This is a genomic window from Hyphomicrobium sp. MC8b, from assembly GCF_905067615.1.
In the GTDB taxonomy this organism is placed as follows: Bacteria; Pseudomonadota; Alphaproteobacteria; order Rhizobiales; family Hyphomicrobiaceae; genus Hyphomicrobium_B.
Window position 1 is genome coordinate 257,958 of the sequence record NZ_LR898465.1, and the last position, 15,045, is coordinate 273,002.

14 protein-coding genes and 1 tRNA gene are annotated in these 15,045 nt (G+C 60.0%); 10 read left to right on the forward strand and 5 right to left on the reverse strand.

Features of this window, described 5'->3' with window-relative positions; translation table 11 throughout:
- The first annotated feature begins 177 nt into the window (after nucleotides 1-177).
- Nucleotides 178-2,031: a hypothetical protein gene (locus tag ACLB1Z_RS01340; protein ID WP_409561695.1), complete on the forward strand. Its 1,854-nt coding sequence runs from the start codon at nucleotides 178-180 to the stop codon at nucleotides 2,029-2,031.
- Here the strand turns inward: ACLB1Z_RS01340 and ACLB1Z_RS01345 are convergent.
- Entirely contained in the window at nucleotides 1,991-3,007 is a 1,017-nt protein-coding gene (locus ACLB1Z_RS01345; protein WP_409561696.1) for an NAD(P)H-dependent glycerol-3-phosphate dehydrogenase, read from the reverse strand. The genes ACLB1Z_RS01340 and ACLB1Z_RS01345 overlap by 41 nt on opposite strands.
- An 82-nt stretch (nucleotides 3,008-3,089) precedes the next feature.
- Nucleotides 3,090-4,193: a tRNA (adenosine(37)-N6)-threonylcarbamoyltransferase complex transferase subunit TsaD gene (gene tsaD / locus ACLB1Z_RS01350; RefSeq protein ID WP_409561697.1), complete on the reverse strand. Its 1,104-nt coding sequence runs from the start codon at nucleotides 4,191-4,193 to the stop codon at nucleotides 3,090-3,092.
- Between the two features lie 142 nt (nucleotides 4,194-4,335).
- Here tsaD and hemC point away from each other — a divergent pair, with 142 nt between their 5' ends.
- From hemC to ACLB1Z_RS01380, 6 genes are all read left to right on the forward strand, one after another.
- Entirely contained in the window at nucleotides 4,336-5,268 is a 933-nt protein-coding gene (gene hemC / locus ACLB1Z_RS01355; RefSeq protein ID WP_409561698.1) for a hydroxymethylbilane synthase, read from the forward strand.
- Entirely contained in the window at nucleotides 5,268-6,002 is a 735-nt protein-coding gene (locus ACLB1Z_RS01360) for a uroporphyrinogen-III synthase (protein WP_409561699.1), read from the forward strand. The genes hemC and ACLB1Z_RS01360 overlap by 1 nt, the downstream gene beginning before the upstream one ends.
- 133 nt (nucleotides 6,003-6,135) lie before the next feature.
- Nucleotides 6,136-7,839 carry a COG4223 family protein gene (locus ACLB1Z_RS01365; protein ID WP_409561700.1) on the forward strand — a complete coding sequence of 568 codons (1,704 nt, stop codon included), beginning with the start codon at nucleotides 6,136-6,138 and terminating at the stop codon, nucleotides 7,837-7,839.
- Between the two features lie 19 nt (nucleotides 7,840-7,858).
- Complete coding sequence (locus ACLB1Z_RS01370) at nucleotides 7,859-9,607, forward strand: heme biosynthesis protein HemY (RefSeq protein ID WP_409561701.1); 1,749 nt, start codon at nucleotides 7,859-7,861, stop codon at nucleotides 9,605-9,607.
- 153 nt (nucleotides 9,608-9,760) lie between these two features.
- Nucleotides 9,761-9,836 (forward strand) — tRNA-Thr (locus tag ACLB1Z_RS01375).
- Between the two features lie 1,447 nt (nucleotides 9,837-11,283).
- Entirely contained in the window at nucleotides 11,284-11,601 is a 318-nt protein-coding gene (locus ACLB1Z_RS01380; protein ID WP_409561702.1) for a PilZ domain-containing protein, read from the forward strand.
- Nucleotides 11,602-11,618: 17 nt separating this feature from the next.
- On the opposite strand, the gene ACLB1Z_RS01385 is transcribed toward ACLB1Z_RS01380, so the two are convergent.
- Nucleotides 11,619-11,879 (reverse strand): hypothetical protein, encoded by a 261-nt coding sequence (locus tag ACLB1Z_RS01385; protein WP_409561703.1) that lies wholly within the window; start codon nucleotides 11,877-11,879, stop codon nucleotides 11,619-11,621.
- 366 nt (nucleotides 11,880-12,245) lie between these two features.
- On the reverse strand, nucleotides 12,246-12,431 hold the full coding sequence (locus tag ACLB1Z_RS01390) for a hypothetical protein (RefSeq protein ID WP_013950422.1): 186 nt from the start codon (nucleotides 12,429-12,431) through the stop codon (nucleotides 12,246-12,248).
- Between the two features lie 338 nt (nucleotides 12,432-12,769).
- Here ACLB1Z_RS01390 and ACLB1Z_RS01395 point away from each other — a divergent pair, with 338 nt between their 5' ends.
- Nucleotides 12,770-13,282 carry a hypothetical protein gene (locus ACLB1Z_RS01395; RefSeq protein ID WP_409561704.1) on the forward strand — a complete coding sequence of 171 codons (513 nt, stop codon included), beginning with the start codon at nucleotides 12,770-12,772 and terminating at the stop codon, nucleotides 13,280-13,282.
- 128 nt (nucleotides 13,283-13,410) lie between these two features.
- On the forward strand, nucleotides 13,411-13,785 hold the full coding sequence (locus tag ACLB1Z_RS01400; RefSeq protein ID WP_013950424.1) for a hypothetical protein: 375 nt from the start codon (nucleotides 13,411-13,413) through the stop codon (nucleotides 13,783-13,785).
- Nucleotides 13,786-13,862: 77 nt separating this feature from the next.
- Here the strand turns inward: ACLB1Z_RS01400 and ACLB1Z_RS01405 are convergent, their stop codons facing one another.
- Nucleotides 13,863-14,132, reverse strand: a complete 270-nt coding sequence (locus ACLB1Z_RS01405) for a hypothetical protein (RefSeq protein ID WP_409561705.1) — start codon at nucleotides 14,130-14,132, stop codon at nucleotides 13,863-13,865.
- Between the two features lie 194 nt (nucleotides 14,133-14,326).
- Between ACLB1Z_RS01405 and ACLB1Z_RS01410 the strand changes: the two genes are divergently transcribed.
- Nucleotides 14,327-15,040, forward strand: a complete 714-nt coding sequence (locus ACLB1Z_RS01410; RefSeq protein ID WP_409561706.1) for a YARHG domain-containing protein — start codon at nucleotides 14,327-14,329, stop codon at nucleotides 15,038-15,040.
- Nucleotides 15,041-15,045: the final 5 nt, after the last annotated feature.

The window sequence follows — 15,045 nt, forward strand, 5'->3', positions numbered from 1 at the left end:
GCCGGATATGCTTGAGCGGAAGACTAGGGAGGATGGGTAAACAAAGGCTGATATTTGCAAAGAATTCGAAGCAAGCCCGAATATAAAATTTCAGGCCTTTTTTATCTGCGGCTGGCCGAAGTTTACGGTCCCCTAATGGGCGTCCGATAGGCTCGCGGCCTTTCCGGGGACCAGCGTATGCATTCCGCTACATCGAAGGTATCGGTCGAGCAGGGGATTAGGGCCTGCTTACGCGATGTTCCGAATTGGGGTTGGTGGCTGATTGCGCTCGCATTCGTCGGCGCTCGCAGTTGGCATGTCACCGGCGTCGGGATTTACGGTTTCTTTGGCGATCCGGACGACGCGACGCGCCTTGTTCAGGTCCGGGAGCTGATGGCTTCCTGGCACTGGTTCGATACGACGACGATAAAGTTCGGCGGCGATGCCGGGATGCTGTCGCATTGGTCTCGCCTTGTCGATCTACCGATTGCAGCGCTAATCGCGGGTTTCAATCTCTTCCTTCCCATCGAAGATGCGGAGCGTTTGACCCATGCTGCGTGGCCGCTGTTGACGCTGGGGTTCCTCACGTGGGTCATGTTCAAAACCACAGCGAAGGTCGGCGGCGATATGATCGGCCGTCTGACACTGCTATTCGCGGCGCTGACGCCGCTTGGGTGGTATCAATTCGCTGTTGGCCGCATCGACCATCATAATGTGATGATCGCCTGTACGGTTTCCGCCACCCTATTGATGTGGGCCTATCCGCAGCGCACGGCCGCTTGGCGCTTTGCTGGCGTGCTGGTTGGCCTGGCGCTCGCCGTTGGCTATGAGGCGTTGGCTCCGGCGGTTGTGCTGGGAACGTTCGTTGCTGCGTGGGGGCTTTTCGACCGGCGCGTCGAGAAAGGTGCGGCGGCGTTTTCGATTGCGCTGGCGCTGACGTTCGCAGCAGCTTTCTTCGCGACCATTCCGCCGTCGCGCTGGATGGACATCAAATGCGATGCCATTTCGCTCAACATGGTCGTGCTGGTCGCATCGGGGGTCGTGGGGGTTCTGGTCGCTCTTGTGCCGGGCCGGGAGTGCAAGCTTTATGCGCGTATCGCCTCGATTGCGGCCTGTGCGGGCGTTGGCATTGCAGCCTATGGATGGCTTGAGCCGAAGTGCCTCGGGGGTCCCTTAGGACAACTGCCGCCGCTTGCAATCAAGATCTGGCTGGACAAGGTCGCCGAGAACAACAGCATTGTTGCGGATTTCTTCCATCGCCATTTCAGTCAGTCGTTCGGTCTGCTTGCGTTCTATGGCATTGCGCTCTGGGCGCAAGTTCATCGACTGAAAGAGACGCGCAGCGCGGCTGACCTCTTTTTGCTTGCCGCGGTTGTGTCGTTGATCGGTTTAGCCTGCTGGCAATACAAGTATGTTTCTTACGCATCGTTTATCTCGATCGTGCCGATGGCGCTCGTCGTCAGCCGCCTGGGTCCGGTCGGAGATATCGGCGCGTCGACAATACGATTGGGCGCGATCGTGCTGTTCAATCAGACAGTGCTGCTGTGGGCATCGGGTGGTGTCGATGCGGCGGTCGGTGCTCCGCCTGCCATGACGGAACAGGTACGCGCCGACGCGGATGCCTGCTCCAAGCCCGAAGCGATCCGCGAATTGGCCGACCTGCCTGCGGGGCTTGTTGCTGCGCATATCGACGTTGGCGCTTTTATCGCCGCCGAAACGCATCATCGCGTGCTCTCGGCGCCCTATCATCGGATTGCGAATGCGATCATCGCCAATCATCTGATTTTTTCAGCGCACGATGCCAAGACTGCGGCTGCGCTGTTGAAGCAGGAGGATGTCGATTACGTTGCGATCTGCGATGGTCTTGATAAGCCGCTTGCATCGAGTCTGGACTGGAAGGGAACGCTGAAGGTCGATCTTGCGAATGGCAAAGCGCCGCGTTTCCTGGTGCCGGTGGCGCTACCTGATCCGCACGCGATCTATCACGTCTGGAAGGTCGATCGCGCGGCGCTCAATCTTCAGCTTTTAAAGGCCGCTGCATCAACGCCGTGATCGCCTCATCGACCATCAGGCGGCCTTCGATGATATCGTTGACGGCTTCGGCGATCGGCATGTCGATGCCATGCTCGTGCGCCAAGCGGACAAGCGCCTTGCAGGTATAGATGCCTTCCGTGACGGCGGCACGGGCGCCAAGAATCTCGGCTAGCGTGCGGCCCTCGCCGAGGGCGCGGCCAAGCGACATGTTTCGCGACTGCGGACTGCCACACGTCAGGATGAGATCGCCCAGGCCGGATAGTCCGAGAAGTGTTTCGGGACGCGCGCCCAAGGCGTCGCCGAACCGGCGCAACTCCGCAAAGCCGCGTGTCACGAGGGCCGCATGCGCGCTGGCGCCGAGGCCGCGTCCGGCGACGATGCCAGCCGCGATGGCGAGAACATTTTTGACGGCGCCGCCGAGCTCGGCTCCGAGTACGTCGCTCGACCAATAGAGGCGCATCTGGCGCGAAGACAACGTCGCGGCGAGCGCGCGGCCGACGGCTTCATTGCGACAGGCGAGCGTCAGCGCCGATGGCAGGCCGCGGGCCACGTCAGCGGCAAAGCTCGGTCCGGAAAGCACAACGCGAAGCAAGCGCGGCGCGACCTCTTCCAGAACATCGCCCATGAAGCGGCCGGTCGATTGCTCGATGCCTTTGGCACAAAGGATGACAGGGGTATCGGGTGCAATCTGCGTCGCGAGTTTCGCCATCACGCCGCGCAGGTGCTGTGCCGGGACGACAGCGAGAATGGCATCAGCATGCGCAATGCTCATGAGATCGCCGGTCGCGCGGATTGCCGGATTGAGATCGACGCCCGGCAAAAACGTGCGATTGACATGGCGGGCGTTGATGTCGTCGACGACCTCGGGCTCGCGCGCCCAAAGCGTCACCGCCGTGCCGCCGTGCGATAGCGTCTGCGCGAGGGCTGTGCCCCAGGCGCCGCCGCCGACAACACTGATCGAACGTATCTGCAAAACCGCCCCCGGGACTGTCATTCGTTCAACTTAGCACGGCACTTCGATTGGAATGCAAATGGCACATTCAGACTAGCCTTCGGCGGCTTAAGCCGTAATGAGCTTAAGCTTTGACACCGGCGCCGATGGCTTTGGGCGCTTCGGCGTCAAGCGGCCAGCGCGGTCTTGCCGGCGCGTCGAGCGGGTCGGCAAGATCACGGGCCAAGCGTTCGGCGCCTGCCCAGGCAATCATGGCACCATTGTCGCCGCAAAGTTCGAACGGCGGTGCGTGGAACGAGAAGTCATGCGCTCGGGCGACATCTACAAGGGTGGCACGCAGCGCCTTGTTGGCGGCGACGCCACCGGCGACGACGAATGGCCGCTGCCCGGCGTCCGGAAAATGCGATGCGCCCGTACGCATCGCGAGCCGCACGCGATCAGCGACGCTCTCGCACACGGCCGCCTGAAAGGAGGCGCAGAGATCGGCGATATCTTGCTCGGATAGCGGCGCGCTTTGCATGGCCGCATGTCTGACCGCCGTTTTCAAACCGGCGAATGAAAAGTGCGGGTCGCTCCGGCCTTTCATTGGGCGCGGAAGGTCGAAACGCGTGCCGTTACCGTTCGCTGCGGCTTTTTCGACGGCGGGGCCGCCGGGCATGGGCAGGCCGAGGAGCTTTGCCGTCTTGTCGAAGGCTTCGCCCAAGGCGTCGTCGATGGTCGTCGCAAGCCGGCGATACTGGCCGACGCCTTCAACGAGCAGCAGTTGCGTATGGCCACCGGAGACCAGCAGCATCAGATAGGGCGGCCGGACCTGATCGGTCAGGCCGACCGTCAGGGCGTGCGCTTCCAGATGATTGATCGCAACAAACGGGCGGCCGGTTGCGAGGGCCAGCGCCTTGCCCGTGGTGGCGCCGACGACGAGGCCGCCGATCAGTCCCGGGCCGGTGGCCACTGCAATTCCGGTCAGGTCGCCGAGCGTTACGCCCGCTTTATCGAGGGCGGTCTTGACCAAAAGATCGAGGCTTTCGGCATGGGCGCGGGCGGCAATTTCCGGTACGACGCCGCCGTAGATCGCGTGCTTGTCGAACTGCGACAGAACGATGTTGGACAGAATTCGCCCTTCTCCCGCGGCGTTGCGGGATACAATGGCGGCGGCCGTCTCGTCGCAGCTCGTCTCAATGCCGAGAACAAGGGCGGCAGAAGGCGCAGTATCGGAAGGCTCAGACATCTGTTCAGGAACTTAACTTAGAACTTGCTGGCGCGTGGTTGGAATCCGCGCCTCTTTGGAGCATACCTGTCGCCCGAATTACCGGCATTCATCTATCGGCATTTGGGCTCGAGCGCCCCGCCTAGCATCCGGAGAAACCTTTTTGCAAGCGACCCGCATCCGCATCGGGACCCGAGGCTCGCCTTTGGCCCTCGCCCAGGCGCACGAAGTCAAAGATAGGATCATCGCCGCCCATGGTCTGGCCGATGAGGCCGTCACCATTCAGGTCATCAAGACGACGGGCGACCGCGTGCTCGACCGGCCGCTGTCGGAGATCGGCGGCAAGGGTCTCTTTACGAAAGAGATCGAAGAAGCGCTGTTGACCGACGAGATCGATGTTGCCGTCCATTCGATGAAGGATATGCAGACCGTACTGCCCGACGGGCTGGTGATCGGCGCGGTGCTGCCGCGAGAAGATCCGCGCGACGCATTCATTTCTTTGCGGCATGAATCGTTCTCGAAGCTGCCGCAGAATGCGGTCGTCGGGACATCGTCGCTTCGACGGAAGGCGCAGGTGCTACATGCGCGCCCCGATCTGCGCGTCGTCGATTTCCGCGGCAACGTGCAGACACGGTTGCGCAAGCTGGAAGACGGTGTGGCGGAAGCAACCTTTCTGGCGGTCGCCGGTCTCAAGAGGCTGGGAATGACGGAGCGGATCACATCGCCAGTATCGATGGAGCATATGCTGCCGGCCGTGGCGCAGGGCGTGATCGGGCTTGAAATTCGCGATGGCGATGAACTCGTGACGCCGATCGTTGCAGCATTGAATGATGAGACAACGGCTTGGGCGGTCGCGGCCGAGCGGGCGTTCCTGGCGCGGCTCGAAGGGTCATGCCGGACGCCGATCGCGGGGCATGGCATCGTCGCAGGGGATGAAGTGCGCTTTCGCGGGCAACTGCTCTCGCCGGATGGCGAGAAATGCTATGACGTTTCTCGTATCGGAAATGTCAAAGATGCCCACGACCTCGGATTGTCCGCGGCCGATGAAATTCTAAACCAGGCGGATGCCGCGTTGCTTGTCAGGCCGAACGTCTGATGAACGTCATCATTACGCGCCCAATTCAAGATGCCGAACCGCTGAAAACGCGCATCGAAGAGCTTGGGTGCGAGGTAATGCTGGCGCCACTTATGGAAACCGTTGCGAACGATGTTCCGACGGACGCGTTTGCCAATGCGACGGCAATCGTTGCGACCAGCCGTAACGCTTTGACGGCGCTTGCCGCTTCGCCTGTACTTGCCACGCTGACGCCGCTGCCGCTTTACGTCGTCGGGCCGGCAACTGCAGCTGCGGCGAGGGACATCGGTTTTGCGCGGATCGTGGAAGGGCCGGGGCGAGCCGAAGACCTTGCACCGATGCTCAGGGCGCGGGCCGCGGGCCAACGTTTGATCTATCTCAGAGGCGACGTCGTCGCGTTCGATCTTGAAAGCGCGTTGGCCGAAAGTGGCGTTAACGTTGTGCCGGTGCTGGCGTATCGGTCAGTCGAAGCGGAAGCGTTGCCGCCGGATGTCATCAAAGCGCTCCAAACGGGCGGCATCGATGCGGTAACGCTGATGTCGCCGCGGACGGCGCGGATCTGGTCACGGTTGGTTGCCGCGCTGTCGCCGCCGGTACAACTTTCAGGCATAACGTATTTATGCCTGTCCGAGCGCGTAGGTGAAGCCTTGGGGCCGATTGCAAAAACCGATATGACTCTCGTTTCTTCGCAACCTAACATCGAAGAAATGATTGCACTCGTAAAACGTCTCGCGGCAAGCTCGAAAGCGGAGTAACAAGGCGTAAAAACAGACCGGCTGGTCGCCCCGGCAATTGAGCCCTCTCAATAGACAGATTTTTCCGGAGCACCTGGATTCTGAACCGGGACCGGATGACATATGCGAGTTTCGTAAGGAGGCTTAGGCTCCGATGGCAGATGAGAAATCGGGTACAGGATCAAGCGGTGGAGCGGGAAAGAAGCCCTACGCGACGCTCGACCTGAAAGCGACCGAGGTGAAGGTGTCGCCGGGCAAATCGAGCGCCGCGGCTCAGAGCGCGGCAGGCAGCGAGGTTCCGCGTCCGGCGGCGGCTGGATCTTATGCTGAGGAGCCGAAGAAGAGCGACGCCAAGGCGACGTTCGGCGCCGGCAAATACGATAAGCCCAGCTCCGATAAACCTGGCGCATCGGCCACGTCGTCGGCGGCCTTTGCCGCCCGTGCGGCTAAGTTAGAAGAACCGATCGTCGTGCAAAAACGCGGCGGCGTTTTCAGTCATCTGGCGGCCGGGATTGCCGGCGGCGCGCTGGCGTTCGCTGCCGTGCTGTGGGCCTTGCCTCAGCTTGAAATGCAGAACGGCGCGGATGCAAAGATCGCCGATCTTTCGCAACGTCTCGCGACGATTGAGAAGAACGAAAGTGCAGCACCGCCGCCACCGGATCTCAGCGGAATTCAGGCGAAGATCGCAGGCCTCGAAAATGCGACACAGAAAATTCCGTCGCTGATCGAAGGGCAGACGCGCCTCGTCGCCGAGACGAAAGCGGCGCTGGCCTCGGCCGCCTCCGACGCTGGGCAGCCGCAACTTATCGAGCGCATCGGCAAGATCGAGGATCGGCTGAAGGCGATGGCGGATGCGGGCGTCAACGATCCCAATGCGACGCGTATCGAGCAAATCGCGGGGCTGACGGGCAAAGTGTCCGATCTCGAAACGAGCCTTGCGACGCAGCTGACCGCGCTGCGGACGAACGTGACGAAGGATGTCGAGAGCCGCATTCAATCGGCGACCGAAGCCGCCGAGACGGCACGTGCGGGCACGCAGCGTATCGACAAGGATGTCGCCGGTCTCAAGACCGACAATGTGCGGATGGAAGAAGAGATCGCGGCGTTGAAGTCGACGACCGATCACGTCGCAGCCGATCTCAAAGTCACGCAGGATCAGCTCGCAAGTCTCAGGACGGCGCTCGATGGTTTGCGGACGGCCGCGGCGAAACCTGCCGACATTTCAGCCGCCGTGCAGCCGATCGACCAGAAGATCGCGGCGCTTGATAAAAGCGTGCAGGCGGTCGTCGAAGGCGATGCGGCGCGCAAGGAAAGCGCGAAGCGCGTTGTCCTCGCGCTTGAACTGCAGAACCTGCAGCGCGCGCTCGACAGCGGGCAGAGTTTCTCGACTCAGCTTGCCGACGTGAAGAAGGTTGCGGGGCCGACGTTCGATCTGTCAGCGCTGGAGAAGCTTCAGGACACGGGTGTGCCGACGTTGCCCGAGCTGACCAAGGAATTCCGCACGGCGGCAGACCGTGCAATCGACGCCGATTCAGAGCCGCAGGACGCGAGCGTCGTCGATCGGCTTTGGGCTGGTGCGAAATCGGTTGTGCGCGTTCGCCGGATCGATCTCAAATCCGATGACAAGAGCACGGAAGCCGTCGTCGGGCGCATGCAGGTTGCGCTGGCAGACGGTCGTCTCGGAGAGGTCATCGACCAGGGCAAGGAATTGTCACCGAAGGCGCAGGATGCGATGCGCCCCTTCCTCGACAAGGTTGCGGCGCGGGTCAGCGTCGAGACCGCGCTTCAGAACCTCAATTCACAACTGAAGTCTTCCATTGCGGGCGTCTCCCAGCAATCGGCACAGCCGTCGCCATAATCGATAAAGGGTCTGCGTCATGGTGCGCCTCGTCGTTTATCTGCTCACGATCGCCCTCATCGCCTCCGGTCTCGCCTGGCTCGCCGACAGGCCCGGCACGCTGCAAATCGTCTGGCAGGGCTACGACATCGAAACCTCGGTGTTTCGTGCCGTCGTCATCCTGGCGGCGCTGGTCGCTTCGCTGATCTTTTTGTGGTCGGTCTTCAAGACACTGTGGAACAGCCCGGCGATAATCGGCAGCCGGCTGATGCGGCATCGCGAGCGAAAAGGGCTTGATGCGCTTTCCGGGGGCATGATCGCCATCGGTGCGGGCGATAGTTCGCTTGCGGCGCGCTATGCGCTGCAGGCACGCAAGAGTCTGCCGCATGAACCGCTTACGCAACTGTTGCGCGCGCAATCGGCGGAGCTTTCCGGCGACCGCGCGTCGGCGCGGCGCATTTATGAGGCGATGTTGGCGTCTCCCGAGACCGAACAGCTGGGGCTTCGCGGGCTGTTCCTCGAAGCGCAGCGGGAAGGCGCGGGCGAAGCTGCGCGGCAGTTTGCAGCGCGGGCGCTCAAGGCCAATCCGAAACTCGGTTGGTCGTCGACGGCGCTCTTTGAGCAGCAATGCAAGCAGAAGGACTGGACGGCGGCGCTGGCGACGCTCGAACATGCGCGCAAGAGCAGTCACATTCCAAAAGCCGCTGCCGATCGCAAGCGCGCAGTGCTGTTGACGGCAAAGGCGATCCCAGCCGAGGACGATACGCCCGACAAGGCGCTCGCCTGGGCGCTCGAAGCGCACGCCTTGGCGCCGGATCTCGTGCCGGCTGCCGTCGTTGCGGGTCGCATTCTGGCATCGCGCGGCAACACCTCGAAGGCGGCAAAGATCATCCAGAAGACCTGGACGAAGGCGCCGCATCCCGATCTCGCGACAGTTTACGCGCATGCGCGTGTCGGCGACAGCACGCGGGACCGTCTCGATCGCGTCCGCCAGCTCGCGGCTCTCAATCCGCATTCGATCGAAAGCCCGATCGCAGTGGCGACGACCGCGGCGGAGGCCCGACTGTATGACGAAGCCCGCCGGGCACTGGAGCCGCTGCTCGCCGACCGCTTGACGCAACGCGTTGCGCTGTTGATGGCTCGGATCGAAGCCGGCGAGAACGGAGAGAAGGGCCGGGTGCGCGAATGGCTGGCGCGGGCGATGAACGCTGCGCGCGATCCGGTGTGGATGGCCGACGGCGTCATCTCCGATCACTGGGAACCGATCTCTCCGGTCGATGGTCGTCTCGATGCCTTCCAATGGCGCGTGCCGGTTGAAACAATCGACAGTGCTGGCGGTGAAATTCTGGCGACCAAGATCGACGAGTTGATCGCCATTGCCCCGGCGACGACAGAAATCAAGGCTGAAGCGCCAGCGGCTCCGGATCGCAAGGCCGAAGCAGCAACGCCCGTCTCTGCCGAAAGCCAGCCCGTGACGGCGACGGTGGCGGCCGAGCCTGAGGTCGTAACCGCCGAGCCAGTCACCGTTCCAGTGACGCCGAATTCCGGCAGCACCCCGAAGGCATCGGCAGCAAGTGCCGCCAATGGGGCCGCGCATCCAGCGGCGGTGGCACGCGGCGATGAGGTTGCAACGACGCTCAAGACGCTGCCCCAGGAGCGCTCGCCGTCCGGGCGGGGGGATTCGGCCGTCTTCATCACGCCGCGCGCGCCGGACGATCCGGGCACGGAGCCGCCGGAGCCGGAGCTTGAGCAACCCGTCGCACGCCGGACTTTCCGGTCGGTCAACTAAGGCGCTGATCGGGTTGAGGGTCTTGGCTCGTGCTGGGTTTGCGCGGGCCTCTGCGGCAGGAATGACTTTTGACGCCACGACCCTTGCAATTCCCGGCCGCCCAGAGTATCCCTCGCGCCTTCTCGGGGGGAACGCCCCTCCGCCGGAACAAAAGCCGCTTTAGCTCAGCCGGTAGAGCACGTCATTCGTAATGACGGGGTCGTGTGTTCGAGTCACACAAGCGGCACCATATAATTCAATAGCTTGGTTCTGATTTAGTTGCGATTGATTGGCAACTGCTAGCTTTTGATACCACGATAAACCCCGAGGTCTGCGAATGTGACGTGCCCCCGTCACTCGCTACGCTCGTTCCTCGCGTGCTCACGCACGTCGAGCTACGCTCTCCTACGTTCGCCCGCTACCGGCTGAGCTAAAGCGGCTAGTGACTGACGGCGTCCACTCTCTCTGACCGAGGCGAGACGAGGCCAGTGTGGGGGCGGGGGTGGGTATGGGCCTAGAGAATGACAGACAAAAAATATCGCGTAGAAATTCCGTGATTTTGGGTCACGACTCAGCTTCTATGCGACCAAATTTCAAGAAACGATGAGGGGAACGCTCCAGGGTAGTTAAAGAATGGAGCTTATATGAAATCGCTTCTCAAGAATTTGCGGTTCAGGTTCCTAATCTACCTGTCCATAAAGACTAGATAATGCCAAGGGGTGCCAGAAATGGTGCCCCTTATTTTTTCGAATCAGAAGTGCATTGATCGAAGTCGTCATATTCATAGAAAAGCTTCATTTCCGTAAGGCTCCTCAGTTTTGTGTCTATTGATTGCAGCTGGCATTCGGTGGCCTTATCTATGGTGATATAGCAGGGCGACTCCTTGGCGTTGTGATAGGCGCATCTAGAAAAAGCTATGGCGGGTGGTGCTAGTCTAGTCACTATTCCGGCGCTAGCCAGTGTAATCGCCAGCAATGCGATCGTCAGCTTTACTGATTTCGCGCCGCGATTTTCATTAATTTGAACAAACTGATATAGGATAAGGCCGCCTCCCGCTAATAACGCAGCCTGCAGACATCGAGTAATAATCTCTAGCAGGCAACCTCTCACGTAAGGATATATCCAAAGCGTGGCAGCCCCTGAAGCTGCGAGATTAGATAGGAACGCAGTGAGGCCCAAAACTGCAATACAAATTAGGCGGAGATCGCGATGCACTCGGCTCAAAGCTTCCCCCTCAATCCATATACAAACCCTCGATGCCGTAAAATATGACGTGTTTTTGATTCAGTGTTCCATTTAGTTGTATCTAGTGTAGGGTAAACAGTAAACTTTTCCGAGAGGCCCTTTTATAGGGAAATTACCTTTTTATCCTACACTAGATACACTGTTAGATATTGCAGCATCGCCGGGACTGCAAAAACACCCCCTAATTTACATTCTGTCTTTGTCTTTCATACCATATTTGGGCTTGTCTTTCGTATTCAGCCCTTTCGTCTTGATCCATCAATAGATACCGCGCGTGCGGTTGCACGGTGCTTTTTTGTTGCTGGCTGCTTGGTCAACGGAGCTTCGCTGACCGGCGCGCGATTGCCGGCGTCGAACGCATTTTGATGCAGGGTGCGGCCGAGTTTGCAAAGGCCGCAATTGCATGAGCGGAAGTAACCCGCTGTTAGATTTTGCAGCCTCAGGGTCCGCGCATGGGAAAAGAGCGCAGACAATCCGAGCGACAGGCCGTCAGCCATCCGGCGCGGATTGAGCTTGAGGACGGGAATAGCTTTTCGGCGCGGATCGCCAATCTCTCACAGGGCGGTGCACTGCTGATTTTTCCTGACGGCGATGCGCTGCCGAATATTTTTCATGTCGTTGACATGGCCTCCGATGCGCGGCGTGAAGTGCGCAAAGCCTGGACCGCGCCCAATCGGGTAGGGGTTGAATACATCGACGGACAATCGACGCGTTTCGGTCATCCAGTGCGGCCACAGGCAACGTTTGGAAAACGCGCTAGAAAAGATTGAGTGGACGTTGGTGGCCGTCAGACTGCAGGGAAGGGCAGTTTTATTGGCTCGTATTTTTGCCTGAACATTTCATCGCTCATAGGCCTGAACGCACCAGCCGAATCCTTGATCAACCAGTCGCCCGTACGAATTTCCCGCTGACCTTCTGGAGTCATGACGAACGCGCGGGCGTCCCGTTGCGCGATGATGTTCTGGGCCAAGTTCAAGTGGTGAAAATCGGCGTTAGGTGACCAGCGTAATGCCTCGACAAACGCAATGCGGGTTTGAAATTTCTGCACGAAACCACGTCGTTATTTGGCCAGTGAACAGTTTGCACACTGCCATTCGCTGCGACGTCGGTCAGCATACGTTTTAGTATGATTGCGTATAGAAAATAAACTGAAGCCAACACCTTTGGAGCGGCGAGTGTTGGAATGAATGAGTGAGTGAAAAACAGGAAGGCCCCGCCATGTGACTGGCAGGGCCTACAGGATTCGCACCGCCCTCGCGCCCACCGGTTTCGGTCCCGCTCGTCCGACCTGATTGGCAGCGATGCACTTCCCGCTGAGATCAGCAGCGATAGCTAATGCTGCTGTCATGAACAATTCACAAAGCGTGTCACAGCGCGTAACAAAAACGCCTTCGCGTTGTTTTCGCTGCGCTGTCTAGTAGTCGTCTTCTTCTTCGACGCGATAGCCGTAAGGTAAGTGGCCGCAATATTCCTCGGCGGCCTTCTGGGCATCTTCCCACGTCTCGTAGGAACTGCCGATGGTTTCGGTGCCGCCGCCAAAGCAGCCCTCGGCATCGTTTCGGCAATGGTCACACCAAACAACGACTTTGAATTTCGCCATGTTGGCTTCTCCCCATGAGAAAAGCCCTCAAGCGTTGCTCCCGTTTGCGCACATCCCAATGTGCTGAGTCGCGGGGAAAGGCGGTGCGCAATGCCGCCTGTTTTTCTTGTGCGGTTTCCTCGCGTTACGCGCCAACCACAGACTCGGAATGAGGCTAGCATTGGGCGCGGAAAGTAAACGTGACTGCAGCGTAACACTTCGCACAAAAAATGCTCGTGGCGGCTTCGGGGCGCCGATTCAGCGCGCATAAAGTCACATTGGCTATTCAAGAACTCGGTCTGCCACATTCTCTTTGCTACGGTCCGAGCACCAATCGTTATTTGGGGGAGCCAAACGCCGTGAATGCGCGACTGATCTCATTTCTGTTGGCCGTGGGTCTCACCGTCGCCGCCTCGGAGGCAAATGCCGAGTGCACGATGAACGAGATTGAAAAGCCGAACACCCGCATCGGCGTCTGTCGTCAGCAGCCGGGCATAGCCACCGGCTTCGGCTGTACGTCGTTGCTGATGAAAGAGCAGGTCGCTGACCAGTTCCAGCAGATCGCGCTGGCGCGGCGCTGCGGGTTCAATGCCGAGGCCGATAAGCTCGAAAAATTCTACAGCCAGACGACGCCTTACGTCATCAGCCTCTACGAGTGCGTCGACACCACGGTGGACCGCGTCGACGTCGAGACGAAGGCCAAAGCGGAGGTCGACAAAACTCTGGCGAGCTTGCCGGCGGGATGTCCGGCCGACCTCAAGGATAAAATGTCGAAGCGGCTGCCAAAGCTCATCGAAATCGACGAACAAGCGCTGGCTCAGATGCAGGCGCTTGCAACAAAAATCAATCTGACGCCGAAGCTGCCGAAATAACGGGTTGGAGCCAGTGGCTCCAGCAAATCTTTGATAACCCTAACTTCGCGCGGTATGCTCGAATTTAAGATTTGTCTCCTAGTGTGACCCTGCCCGCGAGGGCAGGGAATGCATTTGGGAGACGTCCCATGTCGGGTTTGAAGGTCGTTGTCGGCGCTCTGGCCGCAGCATTGAGTTTCGTTGCACTCTCGTCAGAGGCTGATGCAACATTTTATCGTGGCTGCGGCTACGACCCCTACGGCTATCATCCGCCGAGCTGGCGTGGATGTCCGAAGGCGGTCCGGCGTGCGGCCCGCCGCGCCTATCGCCAAGGCTGGGGTTTTTATCCGGCTTACGGGTTCTATCCGGCAGGCAGCTATTATGCGCTGCCGCCGCCAGCCTATCCCGTCTATGCGGTGCCCCCGCCCATTTATCCGGCTTACCCGGCATATCCGTCGTCATACTGCTATTACGACAACGGTTACGACATGCGCCCGCGTACGGTTTGCACTCCGGCGTGGTGAGCGGCAGCCGCCGACTACGCATCACCTGAAACGATTAAGGGGCCGATCCATCTCGGCCCCTTGTCTCTTTTTATCGCTTAGCGGATCCAACCCCACGCCCGTGGTCCACGACAGAAGTCGCGGCGGTGTAGGTAGTAGCAGCGGCGTCCGTCGAAATAGTCGTCGCGGGCGAATGGGTCGCCGGCATACGTCCAGAAGCCGAAGCGGTAGCCGTGGGGCGGACCGGCGCGATGGTAGCCGAGCCGGAAGTATCCGTCATGGCGATGATGCCAGTGGTGTGCCTCGGCGGCGGGCGCCAGGGCCGTGAGCCCCAAGGCGATGCCTGCGACGCCTACAAACTTCAACATTTGCAGCCTCTCGATTTGTTGCCTGCCGTTCAGTCGCGCGTCTGCCGCGGGAACGCAATCGGGAACTGCCGCTTTGGCAAATTCCGTGTCGGTGAATGCGAACGTTTTTAATCACATCGTGAAATTTCCCTGACAAACAGGGGGCGGTGTCCTTTTTTGAGTCACGAGCAGAGGCGTTTTTCCGAGGTCCTGAGATGCGCTATATCCTTGGCGGGCGAGGAGCGTTTGCTACGGCGATGGCCGTTTCGCTTACGGCGTTCGCATGGATCGGCGCCGCGAAAGCCGCCGACGTCTGCGAGGCGCTCTGGCGGGCGCGCAATGCCATTTTCGCCAATAAGGGCTATTGCTTCGAAAGTCCCGAAGGACAAGCTGCATTTGGAAAGGGTTGCTTTCCGCCGTACGGCAAGCTTACGCGCGCGGAAGAAGCCGATGTTCAGCGGATCAAGGATGTTGAGGCGCATCAGCGGTGCGCCGCAATACCGTCCGGGATCATGGGCGCAGCCATGGGACCCGCGCCCGGTGGTGTCCGAGTCGTTCCGAAATACGTCGTCCAACTGACGCTATCGCGAGCGGCCCAAAACAAACTCGCGCAATCCGGCGAAACGGTGCGGGTTGCAGCTTTCTACTATGGCAGTGCGATGAAACATTCCGCTGATGACGACGGCGAAATCGCGCTCGCGAACGAAGCTGTCGATCTGCCGAGCGGAACGACGGCGGTCAACCTCGGCGGGATTTCCATTGCCGAAGCAGACGTTCGCAAGGCATCCGAAGGCCAACCGATGCTGCTGATCAACGTCTACACCAGCCGCAAGGTGTTTCCCGACAACCTGCTCGATTGCGGCATCTATCAAGGTGCAGCGGCGCAAGCCGGACAGGTCGAGATAAGCTGCAAGCTGATCGGTGAATAGGAGCC

Bases quoted from the DNA above. Each gene is read 5' to 3' on its own strand.
- ACLB1Z_RS01340 (WP_409561695.1), top strand. From the start codon at position 178: ATGCATTCCGCTACATCGAAGGTATCGGTCGAGCAGGGGATTAGGGCC.
- ACLB1Z_RS01345 (WP_409561696.1), bottom strand. From the start codon at position 3,007: ATGACAGTCCCGGGGGCGGTTTTGCAGATACGTTCGATCAGTGTTGTC.
- tsaD (WP_409561697.1), bottom strand. From the start codon at position 4,193: ATGTCTGAGCCTTCCGATACTGCGCCTTCTGCCGCCCTTGTTCTCGGC.
- ACLB1Z_RS01360 (WP_409561699.1), top strand. From the start codon at position 5,268: ATGAACGTCATCATTACGCGCCCAATTCAAGATGCCGAACCGCTGAAA.
- ACLB1Z_RS01365 (WP_409561700.1), top strand. From the start codon at position 6,136: ATGGCAGATGAGAAATCGGGTACAGGATCAAGCGGTGGAGCGGGAAAG.
- ACLB1Z_RS01370 (WP_409561701.1), top strand. From the start codon at position 7,859: ATGGTGCGCCTCGTCGTTTATCTGCTCACGATCGCCCTCATCGCCTCC.
- ACLB1Z_RS01380 (WP_409561702.1), top strand. From the start codon at position 11,284: ATGGGAAAAGAGCGCAGACAATCCGAGCGACAGGCCGTCAGCCATCCG.
- ACLB1Z_RS01390 (WP_013950422.1), bottom strand. From the start codon at position 12,431: ATGGCGAAATTCAAAGTCGTTGTTTGGTGTGACCATTGCCGAAACGAT.
- ACLB1Z_RS01400 (WP_013950424.1), top strand. From the start codon at position 13,411: ATGTCGGGTTTGAAGGTCGTTGTCGGCGCTCTGGCCGCAGCATTGAGT.
- ACLB1Z_RS01405 (WP_409561705.1), bottom strand. From the start codon at position 14,132: ATGTTGAAGTTTGTAGGCGTCGCAGGCATCGCCTTGGGGCTCACGGCC.
- ACLB1Z_RS01410 (WP_409561706.1), top strand. From the start codon at position 14,327: ATGCGCTATATCCTTGGCGGGCGAGGAGCGTTTGCTACGGCGATGGCC.